Genomic DNA, 20,923 nt, shown 5'->3' with positions numbered 1-20,923 from the left:
TCTCGAGATACTCAACTGCGGCAATTCTTATTTATTTAAGCATGGTAAAGTATTCTGCCAATGGCCCAAGTGCCAATGCAGGGAAATAAGATAAAGCGTTCAGTACCAATATCACTGCAAAAGTCATCAAGGCAAAGGTTTTGGTATCTGTTCTAAGTGTACCAGCCGATTCAGGGATGAATTTTTTGGCACCCAATAATCCGGCAATGGCAACAGGACCAATAATTGGCAAGAAACGGCCAATAAAAATCACAATACCGGTAGATAAATTCCAGAATATATTGTTATCGCCCAATCCTTCAAATCCTGAACCGTTATTGGCGTTAGAGGAGGTCATTTCATAAAGCATCTCTGAAAATCCATGGAAACCAGGATTATTAAGCCAATTTTTAGGTTGAACGGCCCATGCCGCATCGCCATGATTGGTAAAAATGTAACTGGCAATTGCAGTACCTGCAAGAATCAAAAACGGACTTAGCAAAGTAATAATGGCAGCGATTTTAATCTCTCTGGCCTCAACTTTATGTCCGAGAAACTCCGGCGTTCTACCTACCATTAATCCAGATATAAATACGGCAACAATCAGGTAAATAAAATAATTTAATAAACCCACACCACAGCCTCCATAAAAAGAATTGATCATCATGCCAAGTAATTGCCACGTCCCCGACATTGGCATGGTACTATCGTGCATACTATTTACAGATCCTGTAGAAATAATAGTAGTTACCGTTGCCCAGTAAGCAGATGCAGCGAGACCGAAGCGGACTTCCTTCCCTTCCATTGCTCCGGTAGTTTGAGAAATGCCCATTTTTGCCAGGGCAGGACTTCCACCAAGTTCTGAACTTAGCATAGGCAAAAGCAGCATAAACAAACCAATTGTCATTACTCCAAAGATTGTCCAGGCCAGTTTTTTCCTGCGGATAAAATATCCGAAAGCAATCACCATTGCAATCGGAATGATTACCTGTGCAATTAGCTCGGCCATATTGGTAAAGTAACTTGGGTTTTCGAAAGGATGTGCTGAATTTGCTCCAAAATATCCGCCTCCGTTAGTACCCAAATGTTTAATGGCAATCATTTGAGCGGCGGGCCCTCTCGAAACATTAACCGTATCACCCTGTAAAGAAATAAACTTGTCTTTACCATCATAACTTGCCGGGGTACCGTTAAAAGTTAAAATTAAGGCCATCACAAAAGATAGCGGCAACAATAAACGGGTAATTGATTTTACAAAAAACTCCCAGAAATTTCCAAGTTCGGTTGTTGTTTTATCTCTAAAAGCTTTAAAAAGCACAACTGCAGCAGCTATACCTGTGGCAGCACTTACAAACTGAAGAAACATCAGTACATATTGCTGGGTGAGGTAACTTACACCACTTTCGCCTGAGTAATGCTGAAGATTACAGTTGGCTACAAAGCTGATAATGGTATTAAATGCTAAATCTGGAGTCATTCCAGGGTTTCCATCCGGGTTGAAGGGAAGTTTATCCTGAAAAATGAGTACAAAAAAGCCATAGAATAACCATAATATATTAATGGTGAGCAAAGCTTTTAATTGCTGCTTCCAGTTCATCTGTTCTTTAATGTTGATTCCGGAAAGTTTGTAAATACCAGTTTCCAATGGTTTTAAAAAATCTGTCCAGACTTTTTCTCCTGCAAAAACCTTAGCCAGGTATTTACCCAAAGGTATTGCGATGGCCAGGGTGAGCAAGAATGTGGCGATAATGCCGGTTAATTCAGTGTTCATTTTTTTGATGTGTTAATTGTTCTCCAGGAAGGAGAAAGGATTAAAATTTTTCGGGTTTGATCAGCACGTAAATCATGTAGATAAATACGGCGATGGCGATAATAAATAATGCGATCATAGTGTTAGATTTTTTCGAACCAGTCGATTGATTTGTAAGTTGCCCAACAGAGCAAAATGAGAATTAAAAAAAGTAGTATTGTCATGATTGTATTTGCTTTGCATGCCATTAGCCAACTGTTATACCAGAAAAAGCAAAAACAATATAAAGTATTCATTTTCAGATATTTATAAACAAAAAACATAATTACAGCAAATTAAAGCATAAAAAAACCATTCCATTTTGGAAAGGTTTTTTTCATTTGGGAAAATTAATTCGTCATTGAAGAGGGGAAAATCTCAAGTCTTAGCGAGATGCTAAGACTAGAAAAAGAGATCCTTCGAATACGCGACCATTGACAGGCTTCAGTAAAGCGGTCGTAATTGCGAGGTAAGAAGCAATCTTTCATGCTAGTGAGCCTTGCCATAAAGATTGCTTCGTCGGCTGAAAAACCTTTACAGCAATGACAATTTGTTAGGGCTTATCTGAAAGGTCTGTGAGGATACAGACCTCCGTTATAGTCAGTTTCCTTTGAAACTATCGTCATTGCGAGGAGGAACGACGAAGCAATCTTTCATGCTAGTGAGCCTTGCCATAAAGATTGCTTCGTCGGCTGAAAAAGCCTTCTCACAATGACGATACCCATTAAAGCCTTAGCGAGACACTAAAATTAGGAGAGCTCCAAAGTTTCGAGTAAACTAATATAAATATCAATCCCTTCTTCAATTTCTTCAATACCGATAAATTCATCAGCAGTATGCGAACGTGCAGAATTGCCTGGCCCCATTTTTACTGATGGCATATCCAGCCAGCCTTGATCTGAACTAGTTGGCGACAGGTATGTTTTTCTACCCAATGATAGGCCTGAAATTACAAGCGGGTGAAGAATATCAATATAAGATGGTTTCAATACATTGGCGCGAATAGTAAAATGGCATGATGTGTGGTTAATTATCGTATTTATAATTTCCCTTTCGGTATAATTGTGATCGAAGCGGATATCTACCGTAAACCTGCACTCATCAGGAACAATATTGTGCTGAATTCCGCCTTTAATCTCCGTAACCGTCATTTTTACGGGTTGCGGCTGATCATCCATAATGGGAAATAAATAGTGCCTGAACCATTCAATATCTTTAAGCGCATGGTAAATGGCATTGTCTCCTTCTTCCCTGGCTGCGTGGCCCGCACGGCCTTTCGAAACACAGTCTATTACCATTGATCCTTTTTCAGCAATAGCCATTTGCATACAAGTTGGTTCGCCCACAATTGCAAATGATATTGTCTTCATATCATTTAAGATGCTCCGAATGCCTAATTCTCCTGAGGTTTCCTCTTCAGCCGTAGTCGCCAAACAAAGGTTAAAAGGAAGCTCTTTCCGCTCAAAAAAATACAAAAAAGTGGCAATTAAGGCTACAAGAGGTCCTCCAGCATCATTACTACCAAGCCCATGTATTTTTTCATCTTCAATAACCGGGTTAAAAGGATCTCTTGAATATTGTCCGTTTGGCCTTACCGTATCGTGATGGGAGTTTAGAAGTATGGTGGGTTTCGAAGCATCAAAATATTTATTGTAGCACCAGATATTATTATGTTTTCTGAAAGTATTTATGCCATGTGTGTTTAAAAAAGATTCGATTTCATTGGCGGTAAGTGATTCTTCGCCACTAAAGGAAGGAATAGTGATTAAGGTAGAAAGTAGCTCGAGCGATTGCTGATACAACTGGTTAAGATCAGTACCCTGGGTAAGGTGAATTTTACTTATGGTATTCATGGTAATGTAATGGGGGTGATTAAGAATGTGCAACTTCCTGATAAATTTCTGTTTGCTGATAAACAATTGGCTGAGCATCTATAAAATATGCCGGATCGAAAAGCATTGCGGTACAGAGGCAGTTGCATTTTTTCTTCCGCTCCAAAATATCATAGTTTACACAGCTTTTACAGCCTTCCCAAAAATGCCCGTCGTGTGTAATTTCAGCAAAACTTACCGGAAGAAAACCAAGTTTGGTATTCATCCGCATAATTGCCGGCCCTGATGTGATACTAAAGATTTTTGCGTTGGGGTATAATCTTCTCGACATTCGGAAGATCTTGTTCTTGATTGACCTTGCAACGCCGGAATTTCTGAACTTTGGCGCAACAATAAGACCGGAATTGGATACAAAACGTTCGTTTTCCCAGGTTTCAAGGTAAGAAAAGCCAACCCACTCTCCCGTATCGGTTAGGGCAATAACAGCTTTGCCAGCCGCCATTTTCGAGATTACCGATTCTACCGTTCTTTTTGCAATACCCGAGCCGCGGGCAAGTGCCGATTGTGCTGTTTCCTGTATAATTTCTTCAGCGTAATGTGCATCGTTCTGATTTGCGGTGCGCACAAAAATAATGTGGTTATCCATTGTGATTAAAATTTCATGCCAGGCCAATTACAAAGGAAATGCCTAAACACGACTCTACATCCAGAATCTGGCTTTAAACAACAATATGAAGCACTATTAATTTATCAATAGGAAGCTCCCACCACAATACCTTACCAAAATGAAAGGGTTAGTTCCATAACGGAAAACCATTAACAGTTGAATAAAAAAATCAATGATGCGATATAATCTTGAATCTAACCTATAGGATAATAACTTACAGTCAAATATTGATGTACTAATACTAATATTTCGGATTTTTTGGCGTATAATAGATTTTGCAAGACCATTAAACTTCTACAAGAATCAAACTTCGATCCCAAAAGTTGATATTATGATGCTCAACGCTAACAAAATTTCCTTTGTAAAGCCCCTTATACAGTATATGGAGCAATACCATACTTTTCCCGACGATCTCGCAGCCCAATATGAAAAAAATTGTACTGTGGTTATGGTAAAAAAGAATAAACATATTGTTTCACCAATTGATAGTAATGCGGCGCTCTACTTTGTAAAAAACGGTATTGTACGTGGTTTTGTAAAAGAAGGGAGTAAAGATATTACCACTTGGTTTAGTTTTGGGAACAATATTGTGGGTGCTATACGCCATCCCGATGCACCGAGCAATCAATCTATAGAATATTTGCAGGCCCTGGAAGATTGCGAACTGATCCGCATTCCCTACACCCTGATTGAATATGGATATGCTCATTTCAAAGAAGCAAATATTATTGGCAGAAAACTTCTGGCACTTCATTATTATGCAGCTTCTGAAAGATCTATTCTCGCCAGAATACCGAATGCACTGCGGAGGTACAGAAAATTGGCAGACAGCAAAAAAATTGACTTGAATAAAATACCTCTCCGTTACCTGGCCAGTTATTTAGGGATGAGAATAGAAACGATGAGCAGAATTAGAAGTAAAGAATTTAATAAAAACACTGAACCTAACATTGAGCTATAAAAGTTGCGATTGGACATATACCAATCGTAATTTTGAACTTAAACTAACTATATTTTGTTTAAAAAACCGCTTATAAAAGGAAAAGTATAATTCTATATTTCTATTAATTTATGAACTGATATTTCCCACTCACAACTAATTAATTATAAGCATCCCCAAAAAAAACGGCACACCCATAATGAGTGCGCCGTTTTACCTGAACCCATAAATCAATTGGTTTTAGTTTAGAAATTTGTGTTTACAATTAATTGACTGCGACTTGAATCAACAAAATCAAGCGGAATAATTCCATATTTACCATGTATATTATTGGTAAAAAAGGTGGTAATTTTTGGATTTACAGCATTCGAAACTGTTGTAATGCTAGGAATACTGAATACTCCTGCTTTATATCCACTCGCGTAATTAAGATAAAGCTTGTTCGAAGAATCATTTTTTGCCTCGTTTAACAGCGTTTCAATTTTAGTCCATTTGGTATTTACATCGTTAACATTGTAAAAATCCTGCACTTTTAAATTGGCAGCAGCGTTGGCAATGTCGAACGTAGTATTATCCGCCCAGGCAGTAGCATCAATTCCCTTTGGAGATGAGCCAGAGAACCTTCTTAATAACCTGATTTTTCCACGGATGCTACCCAGCGTAGGAATGTTATTGCCCAAATCCCATTTACCAGGGTTTTGCTGTACATAAGCATCAAAAGTCTGCTCAAACGAGCGGGTATTATTTGATGGCGTATGTTCTTCTTTCACACTCATAATGATTGTTTCGGTTGGATGGTTGTTTAAAAAATTAATACAGGCATTCAATACATCATTAAAATTAAGGTTTTGGTAGATGGCTCCATGGTGGATCGCGAAAGCATTATCAATATGCCTGCAACGGATATCCAGATAGCGAACACCTGCATTTAACTGGTCGGCAATGCTTAGGTTCTGGCATTTTGCAGTACCTGATACGGGTTCTATAGTAGCACCAGAATCGTGTGTGCCAGGAATAGATATTGCCGAAATGCTGTTTTGATCTGCCAGTACACTCATCCAGTTGTTTAACGAAATGCTTAACAGTTGCGCTGCCGGACTCGAATTACCTTTTAGTTTTGGACTTGCAAAATTTTCTTTTGATTGCTCTTCTTTTTTACAGGCACTAAAGGTTAATACCAAGGCCACAAAAAGTGGTAGTTGTAATTTTCTCATAGTTTTTTTAAGGAAGGTGATGATTTATTTGGTTCAGTATTATAAAACTAGTAAAAGGTTTTACCAAAACAGCACATCCTAAATAAATTCATAATTCGTTAATATAGATTGGGTTATTAACATTTAGGAATAATGATTTTTGTGTAAGAATCCGAAATACTTAAATGCTAAAAAGCCACAGTATTTAACCGTGGCTAAGGTAATGCAATTGATTGTATAACATTTGTGGTTTGAAAACTGAATTAAGGCTTATTAACTTTGAATTAAATTCACGTTAATGCGTTTGGATTGTTAAAAGAAAAAATCAGGTACAAGGGCAGATGCCCTTGTACTGATAGCGTTGAGTATCCCTAAACTTCGCTTTTAGATATCCCTATATATCCAAGTGAGCTGCAATAATAGATGCTTATTCCGAATAATTATAATTTATGCACGTCCATTTGTTTGTCCAAAAATATGAACGGCTAAAAAATTAATAATGAGCATTTTACAAATTAAAAAAAATAATTAAAAGTAGGTAAATGTAACCGTCGCCTGGCAATTTTTACTTGCTACTGCCCTTATCCAATGCGCACTGAAACCTGCTGGAAATGTGTAATTTAAATTTTGGCCAGCTTTGATTGAGAATTTTTTGTATTGATGAAAACCCGTTAAATCAAAATCTACCTCCAAAGTAATTTCTACATCTTGATCGGTTGCAATCCTTACTTTTTTCTGATCGTAGCCAGTCATTAAATAAGGTAATGATGGATCATTTGCTTTTACTGCGGTATTTTTCCATACACTCCCTTCACCAACCGGTTTACCCATTTTCCACAAATCATCAATACCACCATACCATAATCCATTGGTTTCGTTGCCAAAATATTGTCCATCAGGTTTAGCACCTATTTTGGTACCACTTAATACCAATAAGCCTCGCCAGGTACAAAAATCGATTATTTTTTTGCGATGTGTAGTAACCGGGCGAATGGCAGCATAGCCAGATTCACGGCCAACTTCATAAAATGTACCTTGTACATTCAACATAAAACGTTCCGATTCCACCTCCCGTTTATCTCGGTAAGGAAAACGCTCATATTCATCAGATCCCTTTGGCAAGCGAAAAGTTCCTGTTTTATCTTTGATGATAACAGAAGCCTCATCAACAGTATAATTTTTATTTAGCGCTAAAAGCTTTTCCATTTGCGCTGTACTATCAGCCGGATTGGTTAGAAACGATAATTTTTCGTCAACTTCAAAATATTGCTTTTTCTCCTTTGAAGTATTTAATACCTGTAGATTTTTGTTGTACCCTGATGGACGGATCAAATTCTCGTTAATTGGCAATTTCTCATTGATTCCTGCGAGCGTATTGAATAACTGATCTTGTATTTTATGTCCCTCCCCGGTGAAATGGAAAAATGCAGAGGCATTACAATCTTTATTTACCTTAAACCGAACCCATGTGGCCTTAAAATCAGCAGGGAAGATAAAATAGTGATACGCATTGGCAGCAACGGTGATCTTTTTATAATCTTCCCACTTGTTATTTCCTGCCCTATCTATTTGAACCGTAAAAATTACAGGTTGATCTGATTTTTGAGTAAGATGCAATACCTTTTTATCAAAACCGTTTATCAGAAACGCATCAGATGGTATATTCGCTTTTATAGCATCATTATCCCACGGTCCACCCCAACCTGTTGCAGCACCCCAGTTTTTTAAATCATTCCACTGCCCAAACCAAAGATTGGATTGTGCCCTGCCAGCCATAGGATTTTCTAAAACAGTGGTTTCGTCTGTAGAAATTACAATTTGATTATTCCAGCTACAAAAATCAGGAATATAACGTAAATGGCTATTTACAGGTGTAATGCCACTGCTGTTTTTCCTTGAAAAAGATTTAGGAAAATCATACATCATGCCATGCATATCCATCAACATTTTATTATTTCCAACTTCACGGATACGTGGCCATTCGGTATACCAGCCACCTCTATGATCATAGGTATGCGCAGCTTTTGGCAAACGATATGTATACCATTGCCCATGATCCAATAATTTCAGCATTACAGAACGTTTATCCCAACCTATACTCCACAACGGGCTTTCATCATTTGGCGAACCGTAAATACCACCAGGTCCGGTTACATCTGTAAACTGTTTTCTTTCAATAATTTTCCAGGTATTTCCATCCCAACTTGCTAAAACACCTTTTTCTTCATCGTTTTTTGGTAAATCTCCAGCTTCTAGCATATCTTTTGTTAGCTTAAAAACAGCTTCTTCGCCATTATTTGCAACCACCAATTGTTTTTTCGCAGTGTAAGCACCTTTACCATGCCAGCCTGGCACAGGTTTATTAAAAAGCTTTTTTACTGCCAGGGTATGCACATTTGCTTCGTATAACATGCCCTCCATATCATAAAAGTAAACCATATTGGCCGGGTTAGTTAAATGCCGTGCTGTAGCCGTCATTCTGCCAGGCATAACCGAAAATGGAATAGTCCTCACAATTCCTTTATCATTTATAAAATAGTTACTCGTTATTAACTGGTTAGACTCTTTGTGGATCATCCGGTTTGCAGGTGTGCCACCAATGCTCTCGGGATGAATGGTAACATTGAGTTCATTATCAATGCTATACAACTTATCAGAACTTCCTTTAGGCATGTGTGGGGAATAGGTTACCATCCAAAGTTTGCCTGCCCATGGGGTAATGGCTCCAATACCGTTTTCGCCACCATCACCATTTGTTTTTTTTATACTTCCGGGCAGAGACCAACTTTCGTTAAATGTGGCTAAATGTGGGTATACTCCACTTACTTTTAAGGGCTTATCTTGAGCATAGCTCAAATGGCCAGTAAGGATCGCAGTACTTAGTAAGAGACTAAATTTTATCATCAGGTTTTATTTTCATGTGTGGATTAGTAATTTGGATTTTGTATTAATTTGGGATTTGCCCTTACTTCAATAGCCGGTAATGGCCATAAGTATTGTTTCGATTTGTCGAAGTTACGCTGAAATAAAACTTTAACATCGGTACCAAAGCCACTGTAATCGGCAATTCCATCGTCATCAATTGGCGTAACACCCGGAAAAGGCCATTTGACTCTATTTTGATTTACTGGGTCTGGCAAACCGATAACAGGACGTGTTAATGCCTTTTCTGCTAATTTCCATCTAATCAAATCCATATAACGCAGTCCTTCAAAAGCAAATTCTACCCTACGTTCTCTTCTTACCACATTTTTTAGTTGTGCTAAATCTAAAGTAGTAATTGCTGGATAAGAGGCTATTTGACTAACAGATAGGCCATAAGCTCTGGCCCTAACTTTGTTAATGGCATCAAGTACGGTATTATCGGCTTGTCCCAATTCAATTTTTGCCTCCGCATAAGTAAGTAGTATTTCAGCAAAGCGGATAATAATGGCATCATTATCTTCCTTATGCGTATCAGACCAATTCTGAGCAACACCTTTTTTAAATACAAAACCGGTAAAACTTGCAAAAGGTGCAACAGCGCGCGTATCGTTGTTGGTTACCTTTCGCCCTAACTTATTGCTCCATACCTGTGCAGAATCGGGGTGTGGATTATAGTTATAGCCTAACCAATAACTGGTACGCGGTACCGCTGTTGAAGAGGTATTACTATAAAATGGTACTATTGTAGCAATTAATCGTGGATCGCGGTTTGTGAAAGGATCTAATGGATTGTACAAAGGGGATTCATCAATCGGCTTTCCATCTGTACATTCGAAAGCATCTACCAATTCGCGGGTTGGCAAGGTAGCACCAAAACCACCAGCGTTACGCGTCAGAATATCATCTGGCACACTAAATACCTGCTGCGTTTGGTCTCTGGGTATACTAAATATAATCTCTGCACTTTGCTCGCCAGCCAATTGGAAAAGGTTATCATAAGAAGCGTTTAAAGTATAAGCGCCAGCTCCTGCTAAATTCATAACCGCTAACGATGATGATCTGGCCGTTTCCCAATCACCCATATATAAAGCAGTACGCGCTTGCAAGGCTAAGGCTGCTCCTTTTGTTAATCTTTTTATAGCAGTTCCATAATTTTGAGGTAAGTTTTGTGCGGCAAACTCATATTCTCCCTTTAAAAAGGTATAAATATCTGCTTTACTGGTTTTATTTACATTTTTTGCCTCATCTATGGTTAGCGTTTTGGTATTTAAAGGTACGTCGCCAAAATGGGTTATTAATTTAGTGTACTGATAAGCCCTAATCAATCGCATTTCGGCTTCTAACCTGGTTATTATGGCAGTAGGCGTAGTTGCTGCTGCCCGATCTTTATTTTCTAAAAAGGTATTTACCCTTGCAATGGCTTTATAACAATTTAAATAATAGGTTTGCACATTGGCATTATCAGATGACAGGCTACCCGCTATAACTGGATTACCGCCTGATCCACCACGATAAAAGCAATTATCTGAGAAAAACTCCTCCCATGTGCTAGTTGCGGTTTTAGCAGAAGTCCAAAAATCTATCCGGTATAAATCATTTACCGCCAATTCCAGCTCGTTCTGGTTAGTATAAAAGCTACCTGTAGCAGGACTGGATGGATCTGATAAATCGAGTTTTTTGCATGACGATGCAGTAATAATGCCTATCGTCAAAAATGCATATATGATTGTCTTATTCATTTTGTATAGATTAAAATTTAACACTTATACCACTTAGAAATGTGGTAACGATAGGATAGCTTGCATTGCCAGACTCTGGATCGGCATATTTAGGATATTTACTACTGGTTAAGAAATCGTTGGCAGAAATATATAAGCGAATAGATTTAAGTCCTAGTTTTTGAAAAACATTGCATTTATCAAAAGTATAACCCAGTGTAATATTTTTTAACCTAAAATAAGAACCATCGAATAACCAAAAATCTGATGAGGCATAATTATTAGCAGCATTGGAATTGGTTAACCTAGGTAATGTTGCGTTTAAATTTTGTTCAGTTGTGTTGGTTTTGCTCCAAAAATTTCCTTCTAAATAAGTTGGAAAATTACCGAACTGCTCTTGAAAAGGCCGAACGATATCATTGTTTAGTCGGCTTAGTTTTTTGCCAACTCCTTGAAAAGTAATACCAAAATCAAAGCCTTTATAACCCAAATTTATATTACCGCCATACTGATAACGAGGCAATGATCCGCCTAATAACACCCTATCGTCGGCATTGATTATTCCATTACCATCTATATCTTTATAACCTACATCGCCAGCAGTGATTGCAGCGCTGGTTTTTGCAGTTCCTGCTATTGGAGCAGTCTGGTAAATACCTGTACTCACATAACCATACCATTCGTTAAACTGGCTTCCCTCCTTATTAACTAAAGTACTGCCACTTTCCTGGCGTGTACCACTCATGTTTTTTATTTTACTTTTAGCATCAGAAATATTAAAACTAGCGCTATAATTAAAATCGTTAATTTTATCTTTCCAGTTTAGGCCTAGTTCCCAACCGCTTACATCAAGTATACCCGCATTTTGCTGTGGTTTATCGTAGCCCATATTTAATGGAATATCAAGTAGCAACAAAATGTCTTTAGTACTTTTTTTAAAATAGTCAGCAGTAATATTTAACCTATTATTTAAGAAGGTAGCATCCAATCCTATGTCTGTAGAGCGGGTAGTTTCCCATCTGATATCATTTACCGCATAAGCAGTCTGGCTTCCAGAACTTAAAGGAACAAGTACGCCATTTTGATAGAATAAAACATTTCGAAGGTCGATATTGGCCTGATAAGGGTAATAAACTTGTCCCCCACCAGGTCCATTACTGATCCGTTGGTTTCCCACCTCGCCATACGAAGCCCTGAGTTTTAAGAAATTAATCCATTTTGTTTTTTTCATAAAATTTTCTTCTGAAAGCACCCAACCCGCTGAAAATGAAGGATAAGTAGCACTTCTAAAACCTTGTGCAAACCGCGAAGATTGGTCTAATCTTAAATTTGCCTGGAAAAGATATTTTCCCATATAATCATAGGCAACCCGGCCAAATACAGAATGTAAACTTTCTTCAGTTGCGCCTCCAGAATTATCACGTAGCGCAGTTGAACCCACCGTTAAATATGGAAAATCTAACAAAGGAAAACCATCTCTGCTTGCACCAAGTGATTCAGCATTTGAATAAATGCTTTCGTAACCCGCCAGCGCGCTAAAATTATGTTTATTGGTAAAGGTTTTGGTGTAATTTGCCAAAAACTGGCCTGTAATTTGGTAAATCTCATCTCTCGATTCATTTAATGTGGTGAGTGAGGTATTACTTGCTGCACTTGGGCTCCCATCGGGATTGGTGAATGCAATTTTCTTTGAAAATGCCTTGCTTTTATTAAAATCGAAAGTCGGTGCAACAACCCCAGATAAGGTTAAATTGTCAATTGGTTTAAAGTTTAACACTAACCTGGCTTGGAGCTGGTTAGATTTTGAGGCGGTTGTGCCCCCCTCATTTAGTTGTGCTAACGGATTTCGTCCATCTTTAGCAAGAGCAAAAGCACCATTTGAATAATAAGCGGCGTATACCGGAGGCAATACCCTAGCTTCGTAAATAGGCGTTTGACCACTAAAAGGGTTAGCAACAGGAGATAGGTTATTTAAACGACGAAAGGCCAGATCTGCAGTTGCACTAAATTTATTACTGATTTTAATGTCGTTGTTTATTCTAAATTGATATCGTTCATAATTATAATGATCATAAAATGCGCCTACATCTTGATAGCCCAACGAAACTTTTGTTCTTAATTTTTCAGTGCCGGAGGTAAACACCAAATCATGTTGCTTTCTTGGTGCATATTTATTGGTCATAATTAAATCTTGCCAATCAGTATCAGCAAAAGGAAATTTATCAGGAGTGACCGCTCTGTTTTTTTCGAAATTATCAATGGCATCCTGCGCATATGGACCTGTTGCCGCACCATCATTAACGGCCTGCTCGTTAAAGTAACGCATATATTTTGGCGAATTTACATATTCAGGAAGGGCTGTTGGCTTTTGTAAAGCATACTCGAAATTGTAATCAATACTCGAAACCCCGCTTGCGCCACGCTTTGTTGTAATTAATATTACTCCTGCAGCACCCCTTGAGCCATAAATTGCAGCCGAAGCTGCATCTTTTAAAACACTCAATGATTCAATATCATTTGGGTTGACTAAATCCATGCTGCTCACAGGTATGCCATCTACAACAACTAAAGGACCATTGGTATTAAGTGTAGTTACCCCCCTGATTTGTACTGTAGCACCTGCACCCGGTGCCGAATTGCTACGGGTTACACTTACGCCAGGAACTGCTCCCTGCAAAGCTTCTGATACTTGCAAGGTTTGACGGTTTGTAATGTCTTGCCCGCTAACCGTTGCAATTGCCCCTGTTAAATCTTTCTTTTTCTGGGTACCATAACCTACTACCACGACATCATTTAAATTTTTTGTGTCCGCGATTAAACTGATATTAAGGTTATTACCCGTTATTGAAACAGTTTGTTCCTGATAGCCAATATAGGTAACCAACAGTTTATTGGTACCATTAGGAATATTAAGGCTAAACTGTCCGTTCGCATCAGTGGTTGTACCTGTTTTTTTTTCAGGAATACTTATGGTTACACCGACAAGACTTTCTTTGCTACCAGCATCAATTACCTTTCCGGTAACAAATCTGGTTTGTGCCTTTAAGGTGTAAAACGTACACAAAAGCAGCACAAATAAGAGTAGTTTTTTTTTCATTTAATTTGGTTAGTTTTATAAAAAATAGTTTGTTTTGCAGCAATTGGTTTCAACCTTTGATTTTGCTTTTATAAACTTAGGTAATGATTTATATCACCAAATACTAACCATTTGTACAAATGTTTGCCAATATTATTGACAAGACAACAAATTAAAAATCAGTCAATTAAATCAAATGAATAACGAGTTTGTACAAGCCGAAAATTCTGTTTTTTTTAAACAGCTGGATATTTGCTGTAAAAAAGTTGCCAAGGAGATTAGTGAAAAAAGCATTTCGGAATGGAGAAATAGCGACTATATCAAGCTTAGTGGTTTATTGCATCGAAAAACAAAAGTTCATCTGAGTGAAAACACCCTAAAACGCATTTTCGGAAAGCTCAAAACATCAACACGTTATTACCCACAAAAAGCAACAAGAGATGCCCTTGCTCAATTTATTGGTTTTAGAGATTGGTATGAATTTGAACTTTTACACCCACTAAATGAAAAGGATACTCCTATTAAGCCAGAAATAAAACCGGGGACTTCAAAGCATAAGAACAAAACCTATATCTACGTTTTGTTAGGCTTTGGCATTATAATGACCGGCATAATTTTCTTCCTTTTCTTAAGTGGTAACCAGAGTGTTAGCAATGTTAAATTAACCTGTTTAAACCCCGAAGGTAAAAGTCCGCATTCTGCCATTTTTAAACTGGATGTTTTGGGAAATCTACCTGATGATCCATCAACTTTTATAATAGACTTTGGAGATGCTAAAACCAAACGATCTGCTTCTGCAAATGCTGTTGTTAATCATTATTATGAAACTCCGGGGCGTTATTTCCCAATATTATACCACAAAAATACACCTATAGATACCGCTTATGTTTACCTGCAAAGCAAGGGATGGGATGTGATTGCTACAATACAATATGATACAACTAGGGTATATCCAATATTAAAGAAAATTTCTACCGCTCCTGATTATCATGTTACCACTAAGGAATTACTGAATGCAGGTATCGATACCAGTAAAACCTTTTTTGTATCGTTTGCAAATGTAAGACCCACAGCTATTAGTGCTGATAATTTTGAATTTAGTGCCGATATTAAAACCTCGGCCGAAAGACCAGGTGTTCGCTGCTCTCAGGCCGATATTGTGGTGTATGGAGAAAGCGATAGTCATTTTCTAAGTATTATCAAACCAGAATGTATTGCGTGGAGTGCTTACAGATTTTCTGAGCAGTTTAAAAATGGAGATAAAACTGATTTAAGAGCATTCGGACATGATTTAACCATTAGTAAAAATGTTAAATTACGAGTAAAAAATCAGCACGTATCCTTATTAATAGATAATAAGGAAGTTTTTAAAACCACCTATCATAAACCCATTGGAAAATTAATGGGCTTCAAAATTATGTTCGCAGGGATTGGCTCTTTTAAAAACTTCAATCTTGCGGACTTGAAAACGGGCGAAAAGTTTTAAGCATATATCTGCCAATGGCAAAAAATACCACAATTATCAGCCGTTAAAGCAATAGATGATTATGCGATATGTTAAAATGGTTATATTGCAACACTAAACCGTTAATGAACAATCTCAAAAAAGCTAATTTTAATAAACTATCGTCATTTCTGTTAAAAAAGGAATGCATTTTTGCCATTTACCTGATATTAGCTATTGTAGCAGGTTATAAGCAATATCATCACCATACTTATAACAATTACCTGATTTTTAAATATGTATATTGGCACACTGTAGATTTACAAAACTTATATAACAATTATCCTGAATATTTAGATAGTAACCACTACGGACCCATATTCTCTATTTTTATTGCCCCATTTGCTTTACTTCCTGATGGTTTGGGCGCCATTCTATGGAACATTTCTAATGTATGTATATTACTATGGGGTATTTACAGCCTACCCATTTCAATAAATAAACGTACTATAATTGCCTGGATCTGTGCTCACGAAACTTTAACTGCCCTATTCAGTTTTCAATTCAACATTGCCCTAACCGGAATAATATTACTCAGCTTTTCTTACCTGATCAAAAAGAAAGAAATACAATCAGCATTTTTTATTGCCTTTGGCACGCTTGTTAAACTCTATGGAATTGTAGGACTCGCATTTTTTTTCTTCGCTAAGAATAAATTAAAATTTATTATAGGCTGTTTTATTGCTTTCACCGCACTCTTTTTATTACCAATGGCACTCTCATCACCAGCATTTATTGTTCAATGCTATGCCGATTGGTACCACTCACTCGCGCATAAAAATGATATAAATGCTTCTTTAACATCTTTTCAGGATATTTCTTTAATGGGGATTGTGAGAAGAGTATCCGGGAACGTAAATATTCCAAATACACCATTTTTGTTGGGCGGTGTGCTTTTGTTCGGTTTACCATATCTGCGGATCAATCAATACAAAAATTTAGGTTTTAGGTTAATGCTTCTCGCATCTACACTTATTTTTACTGTTATATTTAGCAGCGGGTCGGAATCGCCAACTTACATTATCGCATTCGCCGGTGTTGCCATTTGGTTCGTGGTGCAACAAAAACCCAAAAAAGTATGGGTAATTGCATTGTTTGTTTTCGCTTTTATCTTAACCAGCTTATCTCCAACCGACATTTTTCCCAAATCAGTGAAAGAATTTATTCGTCTATATTCCCTTAAAGCCCTACCTTGCGTAATCATTTGGCTAACCATAATATATCAAATGATGAAAGAAGATTTTAAATCTTATCTGATTGCCGAGAATGAATAAATTAGTTTCTATAGTAATCCCTGCCTACAACGAAGCCGATAATATTTTTGTAATTGCAGAAAGTATTAAAAATGTTTTTTCTACGATCAATTATCGTTACGAGATTATCCTTGTGGATGACGGAAGTGCCGATCATACCCTAGAAAAAATAAAAGACCATGCATTAACCGCAGATAATATATTTTTTCTGGAATTTTCTAAAAACTTCGGCCATCAACTGGCAGTAAAAGCGGGTATGGATCATGCTTTCGGCGATTGTGTTATTTCTATGGATTGTGATATGCAGCATCCACCAGAGCTGATTCCACAAATGCTCCAAAAATGGGAGGAAGGTTTTGAAGTAGTCTATACCATCCGCGAAGAAGATAAAAATTTGTCAAAAAGTAAAAGAGGTTCATCTAATCTGTTTTACAAAACCTTAAACTGGCTTTCGGATATTGACCTTGAGCCGGGAGCGGCTGATTTCCGTTTGCTCGACCAAAAAGTTGTTTCTGTTTTTAGAAATTTTCATGAAAATGAGCCTTTTTTGCGTGGATTAGTTAAATGGTTAGGTTTTAAACAATTTGCGATCAGGTATAACCCTGCTGCCCGGTTTTCAGGCCAAAGTAAATACACTTTTAAAAAAATGATAAGGCTAGCACTTCATGGTGTTACTTCTTTCAGTATAAAACCGCTTTATTCTGCCGTTTACTTGGGTTTCACCCTTTCTTTCGCTTCGGTGCTATACATACCCTATATTATTTATGCATTCGTAAATAATGTTGAAGTTTCCGGCTGGGCATCAGTAATCATGACCATTGTTTTTTTTGGAGGATTACAACTCATCATTTTAGGGATAATTGGCATCTATGTCGGTAAAATGTTTATGCAATCTAAAAACCGTCCAAATTATATCATCCGTTCAACAAATATTCAACATAAATAAAATGGTGCTTTTAAGTTTTGATATCGAAGAGTTTGATATGCCTTTTGAATATGGAAAAGACATTTCTTTTGAAGATCAGATTGCCATTTCGAGGGAAGGAACCATTGCTATTTTAGACATTTTGGATAAATACAATGTGAAAGCCACGTTTTTCTGTACAGTTACTTTTGCCGAAAATATTCCGGATCTGATAAAACGAATTACAGAAACAGGTCACGAACTCGCATCCCATGGCTATTATCATTCTGATTTTAAACCAGAACACCTGCTTCAATCTAAACTTAAATTAGAAGAACTCTCTGGCAAAGAAATTACAGGATACCGAATGGCCAGGATGATGCCTGTTGATGAAAAAGAAATTGAAAAAGCCGGATACAGATATAATACATCTATTAATCCAACTTATTTACCAGGGCGTTACAATAATTTTAATATTTCGAGAACACATTTTATTAAGGATAATGTAATACAAATTCCAGCTTCGGTAAGTCCGCTGATTCGTTTTCCTTTGTTTTGGCTTTCCTTTCATAACCTCCCATTAAGCGTATATAAAACATTAGCCAGCTGGACTTATAAAAAGGATAAATACTTGAATATTTATTTTCATCCCTGGGAATTTACTGACCTGAAAGATTTTGAAAGATTTGGTTTCCCCGCTTATGTAAGGAAAAATACCGGCATTAAAATGATTAAACGCATGGAAAAACTTATTTCATGGATGAAAGTTAAAAATTATACATTCGGAACGTTTCAGGAGTTTATCCAAACTATTTCTGTAAAATAAAAAATCGATAGCTGAGAACTATTTATACGTTTCAGCCAATTTTAAAGCATTATAGGCATTAACAATACCTCCGCTCACACATACCTCACTAAAAAGTACCCGAACATTTTCACCTTTCTCGTTTTTGCATTTTACTTTGTGTGCAACTTTTGAAACGGATTTCATAAGAATCTCACGTATTTGAGCAGGCTTTAATTCCGGATAGTAGCTTAAAATTAATGCGGCCAAACCTGCAACAACAGGCGAAGCCATACTGGTACCATCCGCCTCCTCATACTTATTGTCGGGTACGCTTGACTTTATTAAAAATCCTGGTGCAAAAACATCTACATTGTATTTACCATAGTTTGAAAAATCTGCTTTAAGGTTATCATCATCCTTGTAAGCACTTGCACCAACCTCAATCCAATTGCTGGCATGTGGGAGATTAAACTTAGCAGTGTCTACCGGAATAGCTTTAATCAATGCCGACCTTTCGAAAGGTGGCCGCATACCCATTCCATTATTTTGTGCCATTGGTTTAGGAGGTGTAAAATCTGGTTTAGTTGGCTTTTTGTTTGCTTGTTTATAAGCTTCAGCTTCCTTACTATCGAAGAACTTATTAGGATAATTTTCTTCTAAATCATTATTTTGATTGTCGTTTCCAGCAGCATGCACCAATAGAACACCTTTTTCTTCCGCATATTTAACAGCAGAATCTACTGCTTTTTTATCCCATTTATAACTTTTGCCGAAGCTCATGTTAATCACCTTTGCGCCGTTATCTACCGCATAGCGGATACCATTGGCTACATCTTTATCACGTTCATCACCAGTGGGCACAACCCGGATAGCCATAATACTTACATTATTGGCTACACCAAAAATGCCTTCAGTGTTTGTGCGATCTGCACCTATAATACCTGATACATGGGTTCCATGGAATGCATCTGGCCCTTTTACATCATTATTCCCGTAGTTTTTCTGATAAGGATTGGTGTAATCATCACCAACCAATTCAGCACGCATATCATATTTAGGATTTAAGTTGTATTTTAACATTGCATCATATTGCTTATAACCTTCTTTGATGCTTTTGTAAAATTTATCAAAACTTCCATCCTCTCTAGATCCTTTTCTGATGATATTTTTTACCTGTTCTTCGGTCTCATCATCCGCTTTATAACGATCAACATCCTCCAACGTAGGTACTTCCTTTTTATTGATTTTAGCTACCGAATCCAAAACTTTGTTAATTGCAATAAGTACAGAAAATGTGTTACTGGCATCCTCATACTTTTTCCCGAAGTCGCCTACCATTTTTTTATACAATTTAAATTCTTCCTTTTGGCTGCTATCCAAAGGTGTTAGATTGGTTGTGGATTGATATTTTGGTGTATAAATTCTTAATAAGCGTACCAATTCTAAGTTATCATACTCGAGATTTCCTTTTTTTGATCCAATAAAATTCCAGCCATGAATATCATCAATGTAACCATTTCCGTCATCATCAATTCCGTTTCCAGGAATTTCCTTTTTATTCGTCCATAATATGCGTTGTAAGTCCGGATGCTTAATATCTACTCCCCCATCAATTACAGCCACAATGATATTTTGCTTTGGCTTTTTATCTTTCAAAATATCGCGATAAGCCTTTTCCGTACTTATTCCGAAATATCCATTTTCTAACAAATCGAGATTAAACCAATTTGCCGGAAGTTGCACATTTTTACTTTGAGCAAAAACGGAGGTGTTTATGCACAAAATTAAAGCAAGAAAAGTCAATGTCTTAAAGTTCACATTCATTATGATAGTATGTACGAAATACTACAATAATACGGTTTTATTACCTTGAGGGTGAAAGATTTTACATTTTTTAACAAGTCATAATGAAGTGTATCAACAACATAATCTGTTGGAAATATTTCTTCATCATAACATTTATGGAAGAGCCTGTTTTGATATAATACCTTAATCTTTCTTAACTTCTTAATGGTAGAGAAAAGAAAACCCTCTTCGTAATCAGCGGGAACCTAACCATCAACCATTTAGAAATAAAGGTAATAAAGAAAGGGTTTCCAAGCCAACATAGTGCTTAATTTTACTTAACAGCTTAATGATGGTAAAAACAATATGCGGAGATCAGCACGACCAGCCTCTTTATTATTTAGAAATTAAGGTAATGAAGAAAGGGATTCCAAGTTAACATAGTGCATCTTCATGTCGGGAAGAAAATCGGAAATGCTGATAGGATTGCCTTAAACGAAGAAAACCCTTCAGCATTTCTGCTGAAGGGTTTCTTTTAAGATTTGGCACCGACCTACTCTCCCACGTGTTA

Annotated in this window: 14 protein-coding genes; 5 read left to right on the top strand and 9 right to left on the bottom strand. The window is 37.1% G+C overall.

Translation table 11 applies throughout. The features are described from left to right. Positions 1 to 31: 31 nt before the first annotated feature. From kdpA to ASE74_RS12735, 4 genes are all read right to left on the bottom strand, one after another. Complete coding sequence (gene kdpA, locus ASE74_RS12745; RefSeq protein ID WP_055909580.1) at positions 32 to 1,750, bottom strand: potassium-transporting ATPase subunit KdpA; 1,719 nt, start codon at positions 1,748 to 1,750, stop codon at positions 32 to 34. 40 nt (positions 1,751 to 1,790) lie between these two features. After that, the gene (locus tag ASE74_RS24410) at positions 1,791 to 1,868 is read right to left on the bottom strand and encodes a potassium-transporting ATPase subunit F (protein ID WP_082035969.1); all 78 of its coding nucleotides are present in this window, start codon (positions 1,866 to 1,868) and stop codon (positions 1,791 to 1,793) included. A 649-nt stretch (positions 1,869 to 2,517) separates the two neighbouring features. After that, the gene (locus tag ASE74_RS12740; RefSeq protein ID WP_055909577.1) at positions 2,518 to 3,621 is read right to left on the bottom strand and encodes a M20/M25/M40 family metallo-hydrolase; all 1,104 of its coding nucleotides are present in this window, start codon (positions 3,619 to 3,621) and stop codon (positions 2,518 to 2,520) included. A 19-nt stretch (positions 3,622 to 3,640) separates the two neighbouring features. Continuing rightward, the gene (locus tag ASE74_RS12735; protein WP_200912306.1) at positions 3,641 to 4,246 is read right to left on the bottom strand and encodes an N-acetyltransferase; all 606 of its coding nucleotides are present in this window, start codon (positions 4,244 to 4,246) and stop codon (positions 3,641 to 3,643) included. 352 nt (positions 4,247 to 4,598) lie between these two features. On the opposite strand from ASE74_RS12735, the gene ASE74_RS12730 reads away from it, so the two are divergent. Then, positions 4,599 to 5,228 carry a Crp/Fnr family transcriptional regulator gene (locus tag ASE74_RS12730; protein ID WP_157255417.1) on the top strand — a complete coding sequence of 210 codons (630 nt, stop codon included), beginning with the start codon at positions 4,599 to 4,601 and terminating at the stop codon, positions 5,226 to 5,228. Between the two features lie 224 nt (positions 5,229 to 5,452). Here ASE74_RS12730 and ASE74_RS12725 read toward each other — a convergent pair whose 3' ends face one another. The 4 genes from ASE74_RS12725 to ASE74_RS12710 all read right to left on the bottom strand — a co-directional run bounded on the left by ASE74_RS12725 (position 5,453) and on the right by ASE74_RS12710 (position 14,140). Continuing rightward, a complete protein-coding gene (locus tag ASE74_RS12725; protein WP_055909570.1) occupies positions 5,453 to 6,421 on the bottom strand; it encodes a phosphatidylinositol-specific phospholipase C in 969 nt (322 codons plus the stop codon). A gap of 507 nt (positions 6,422 to 6,928) precedes the next feature. Continuing rightward, on the bottom strand, positions 6,929 to 9,304 hold the full coding sequence (locus ASE74_RS12720) for a hypothetical protein (protein ID WP_055909569.1): 2,376 nt from the start codon (positions 9,302 to 9,304) through the stop codon (positions 6,929 to 6,931). A gap of 23 nt (positions 9,305 to 9,327) precedes the next feature. Next, entirely contained in the window at positions 9,328 to 11,064 is a 1,737-nt protein-coding gene (locus ASE74_RS12715) for a RagB/SusD family nutrient uptake outer membrane protein (protein ID WP_055909565.1), read from the bottom strand. A gap of 10 nt (positions 11,065 to 11,074) precedes the next feature. Next, on the bottom strand, positions 11,075 to 14,140 hold the full coding sequence (locus ASE74_RS12710) for a TonB-dependent receptor (protein ID WP_055909562.1): 3,066 nt from the start codon (positions 14,138 to 14,140) through the stop codon (positions 11,075 to 11,077). Positions 14,141 to 14,315: 175 nt separating this feature from the next. On the opposite strand from ASE74_RS12710, the gene ASE74_RS12705 reads away from it, so the two are divergent. From ASE74_RS12705 to ASE74_RS12690, 4 genes are all read left to right on the top strand, one after another. Further along, positions 14,316 to 15,605 carry a hypothetical protein gene (locus ASE74_RS12705; protein WP_055909560.1) on the top strand — a complete coding sequence of 430 codons (1,290 nt, stop codon included), beginning with the start codon at positions 14,316 to 14,318 and terminating at the stop codon, positions 15,603 to 15,605. Between the two features lie 104 nt (positions 15,606 to 15,709). After that, the gene (locus ASE74_RS12700) at positions 15,710 to 16,897 is read left to right on the top strand and encodes a glycosyltransferase family 87 protein (RefSeq protein WP_055909558.1); all 1,188 of its coding nucleotides are present in this window, start codon (positions 15,710 to 15,712) and stop codon (positions 16,895 to 16,897) included. Next, a complete protein-coding gene (locus ASE74_RS12695; protein ID WP_055909556.1) occupies positions 16,890 to 17,822 on the top strand; it encodes a glycosyltransferase family 2 protein in 933 nt (310 codons plus the stop codon). The genes ASE74_RS12700 and ASE74_RS12695 overlap by 8 nt, the downstream gene beginning before the upstream one ends. Position 17,823: 1 nt before the next feature. Next, positions 17,824 to 18,606 carry a polysaccharide deacetylase family protein gene (locus ASE74_RS12690; RefSeq protein ID WP_055909554.1) on the top strand — a complete coding sequence of 261 codons (783 nt, stop codon included), beginning with the start codon at positions 17,824 to 17,826 and terminating at the stop codon, positions 18,604 to 18,606. Between the two features lie 18 nt (positions 18,607 to 18,624). On the opposite strand, the gene ASE74_RS12685 is transcribed toward ASE74_RS12690, so the two are convergent. Further along, positions 18,625 to 20,391 carry a S8 family peptidase gene (locus ASE74_RS12685; protein WP_055909552.1) on the bottom strand — a complete coding sequence of 589 codons (1,767 nt, stop codon included), beginning with the start codon at positions 20,389 to 20,391 and terminating at the stop codon, positions 18,625 to 18,627. Positions 20,392 to 20,923: the final 532 nt, after the last annotated feature.

This window comes from Pedobacter sp. Leaf216 (assembly GCF_001421515.1).
Lineage (GTDB): Bacteria > Bacteroidota > Bacteroidia > Sphingobacteriales > Sphingobacteriaceae > Pedobacter.
Note: the sequence above shows the minus strand (reverse complement) of the source record. Positions and strands in the feature narration are given on the sequence as shown.

Excerpts from the sequence above, each read along its gene's own strand:
- kdpA (WP_055909580.1), bottom strand. The coding sequence starts at position 1,750 with ATGAACACTGAATTAACCGGCATTATCGCCACATTCTTGCTCACCCTG.
- ASE74_RS24410 (WP_082035969.1), bottom strand. The coding sequence starts at position 1,868 with ATGATCGCATTATTTATTATCGCCATCGCCGTATTTATCTACATGATT.
- ASE74_RS12740 (WP_055909577.1), bottom strand. The coding sequence starts at position 3,621 with ATGAATACCATAAGTAAAATTCACCTTACCCAGGGTACTGATCTTAAC.
- ASE74_RS12735 (WP_200912306.1), bottom strand. The coding sequence starts at position 4,246 with ATGGATAACCACATTATTTTTGTGCGCACCGCAAATCAGAACGATGCA.
- ASE74_RS12730 (WP_157255417.1), top strand. The coding sequence starts at position 4,599 with ATGATGCTCAACGCTAACAAAATTTCCTTTGTAAAGCCCCTTATACAG.
- ASE74_RS12725 (WP_055909570.1), bottom strand. The coding sequence starts at position 6,421 with ATGAGAAAATTACAACTACCACTTTTTGTGGCCTTGGTATTAACCTTT.
- ASE74_RS12720 (WP_055909569.1), bottom strand. The coding sequence starts at position 9,304 with ATGATAAAATTTAGTCTCTTACTAAGTACTGCGATCCTTACTGGCCAT.
- ASE74_RS12715 (WP_055909565.1), bottom strand. The coding sequence starts at position 11,064 with ATGAATAAGACAATCATATATGCATTTTTGACGATAGGCATTATTACT.
- ASE74_RS12710 (WP_055909562.1), bottom strand. The coding sequence starts at position 14,140 with ATGAAAAAAAAACTACTCTTATTTGTGCTGCTTTTGTGTACGTTTTAC.
- ASE74_RS12705 (WP_055909560.1), top strand. The coding sequence starts at position 14,316 with ATGAATAACGAGTTTGTACAAGCCGAAAATTCTGTTTTTTTTAAACAG.
- ASE74_RS12700 (WP_055909558.1), top strand. The coding sequence starts at position 15,710 with ATGAACAATCTCAAAAAAGCTAATTTTAATAAACTATCGTCATTTCTG.
- ASE74_RS12695 (WP_055909556.1), top strand. The coding sequence starts at position 16,890 with ATGAATAAATTAGTTTCTATAGTAATCCCTGCCTACAACGAAGCCGAT.
- ASE74_RS12690 (WP_055909554.1), top strand. The coding sequence starts at position 17,824 with ATGGTGCTTTTAAGTTTTGATATCGAAGAGTTTGATATGCCTTTTGAA.
- ASE74_RS12685 (WP_055909552.1), bottom strand. The coding sequence starts at position 20,391 with ATGAATGTGAACTTTAAGACATTGACTTTTCTTGCTTTAATTTTGTGC.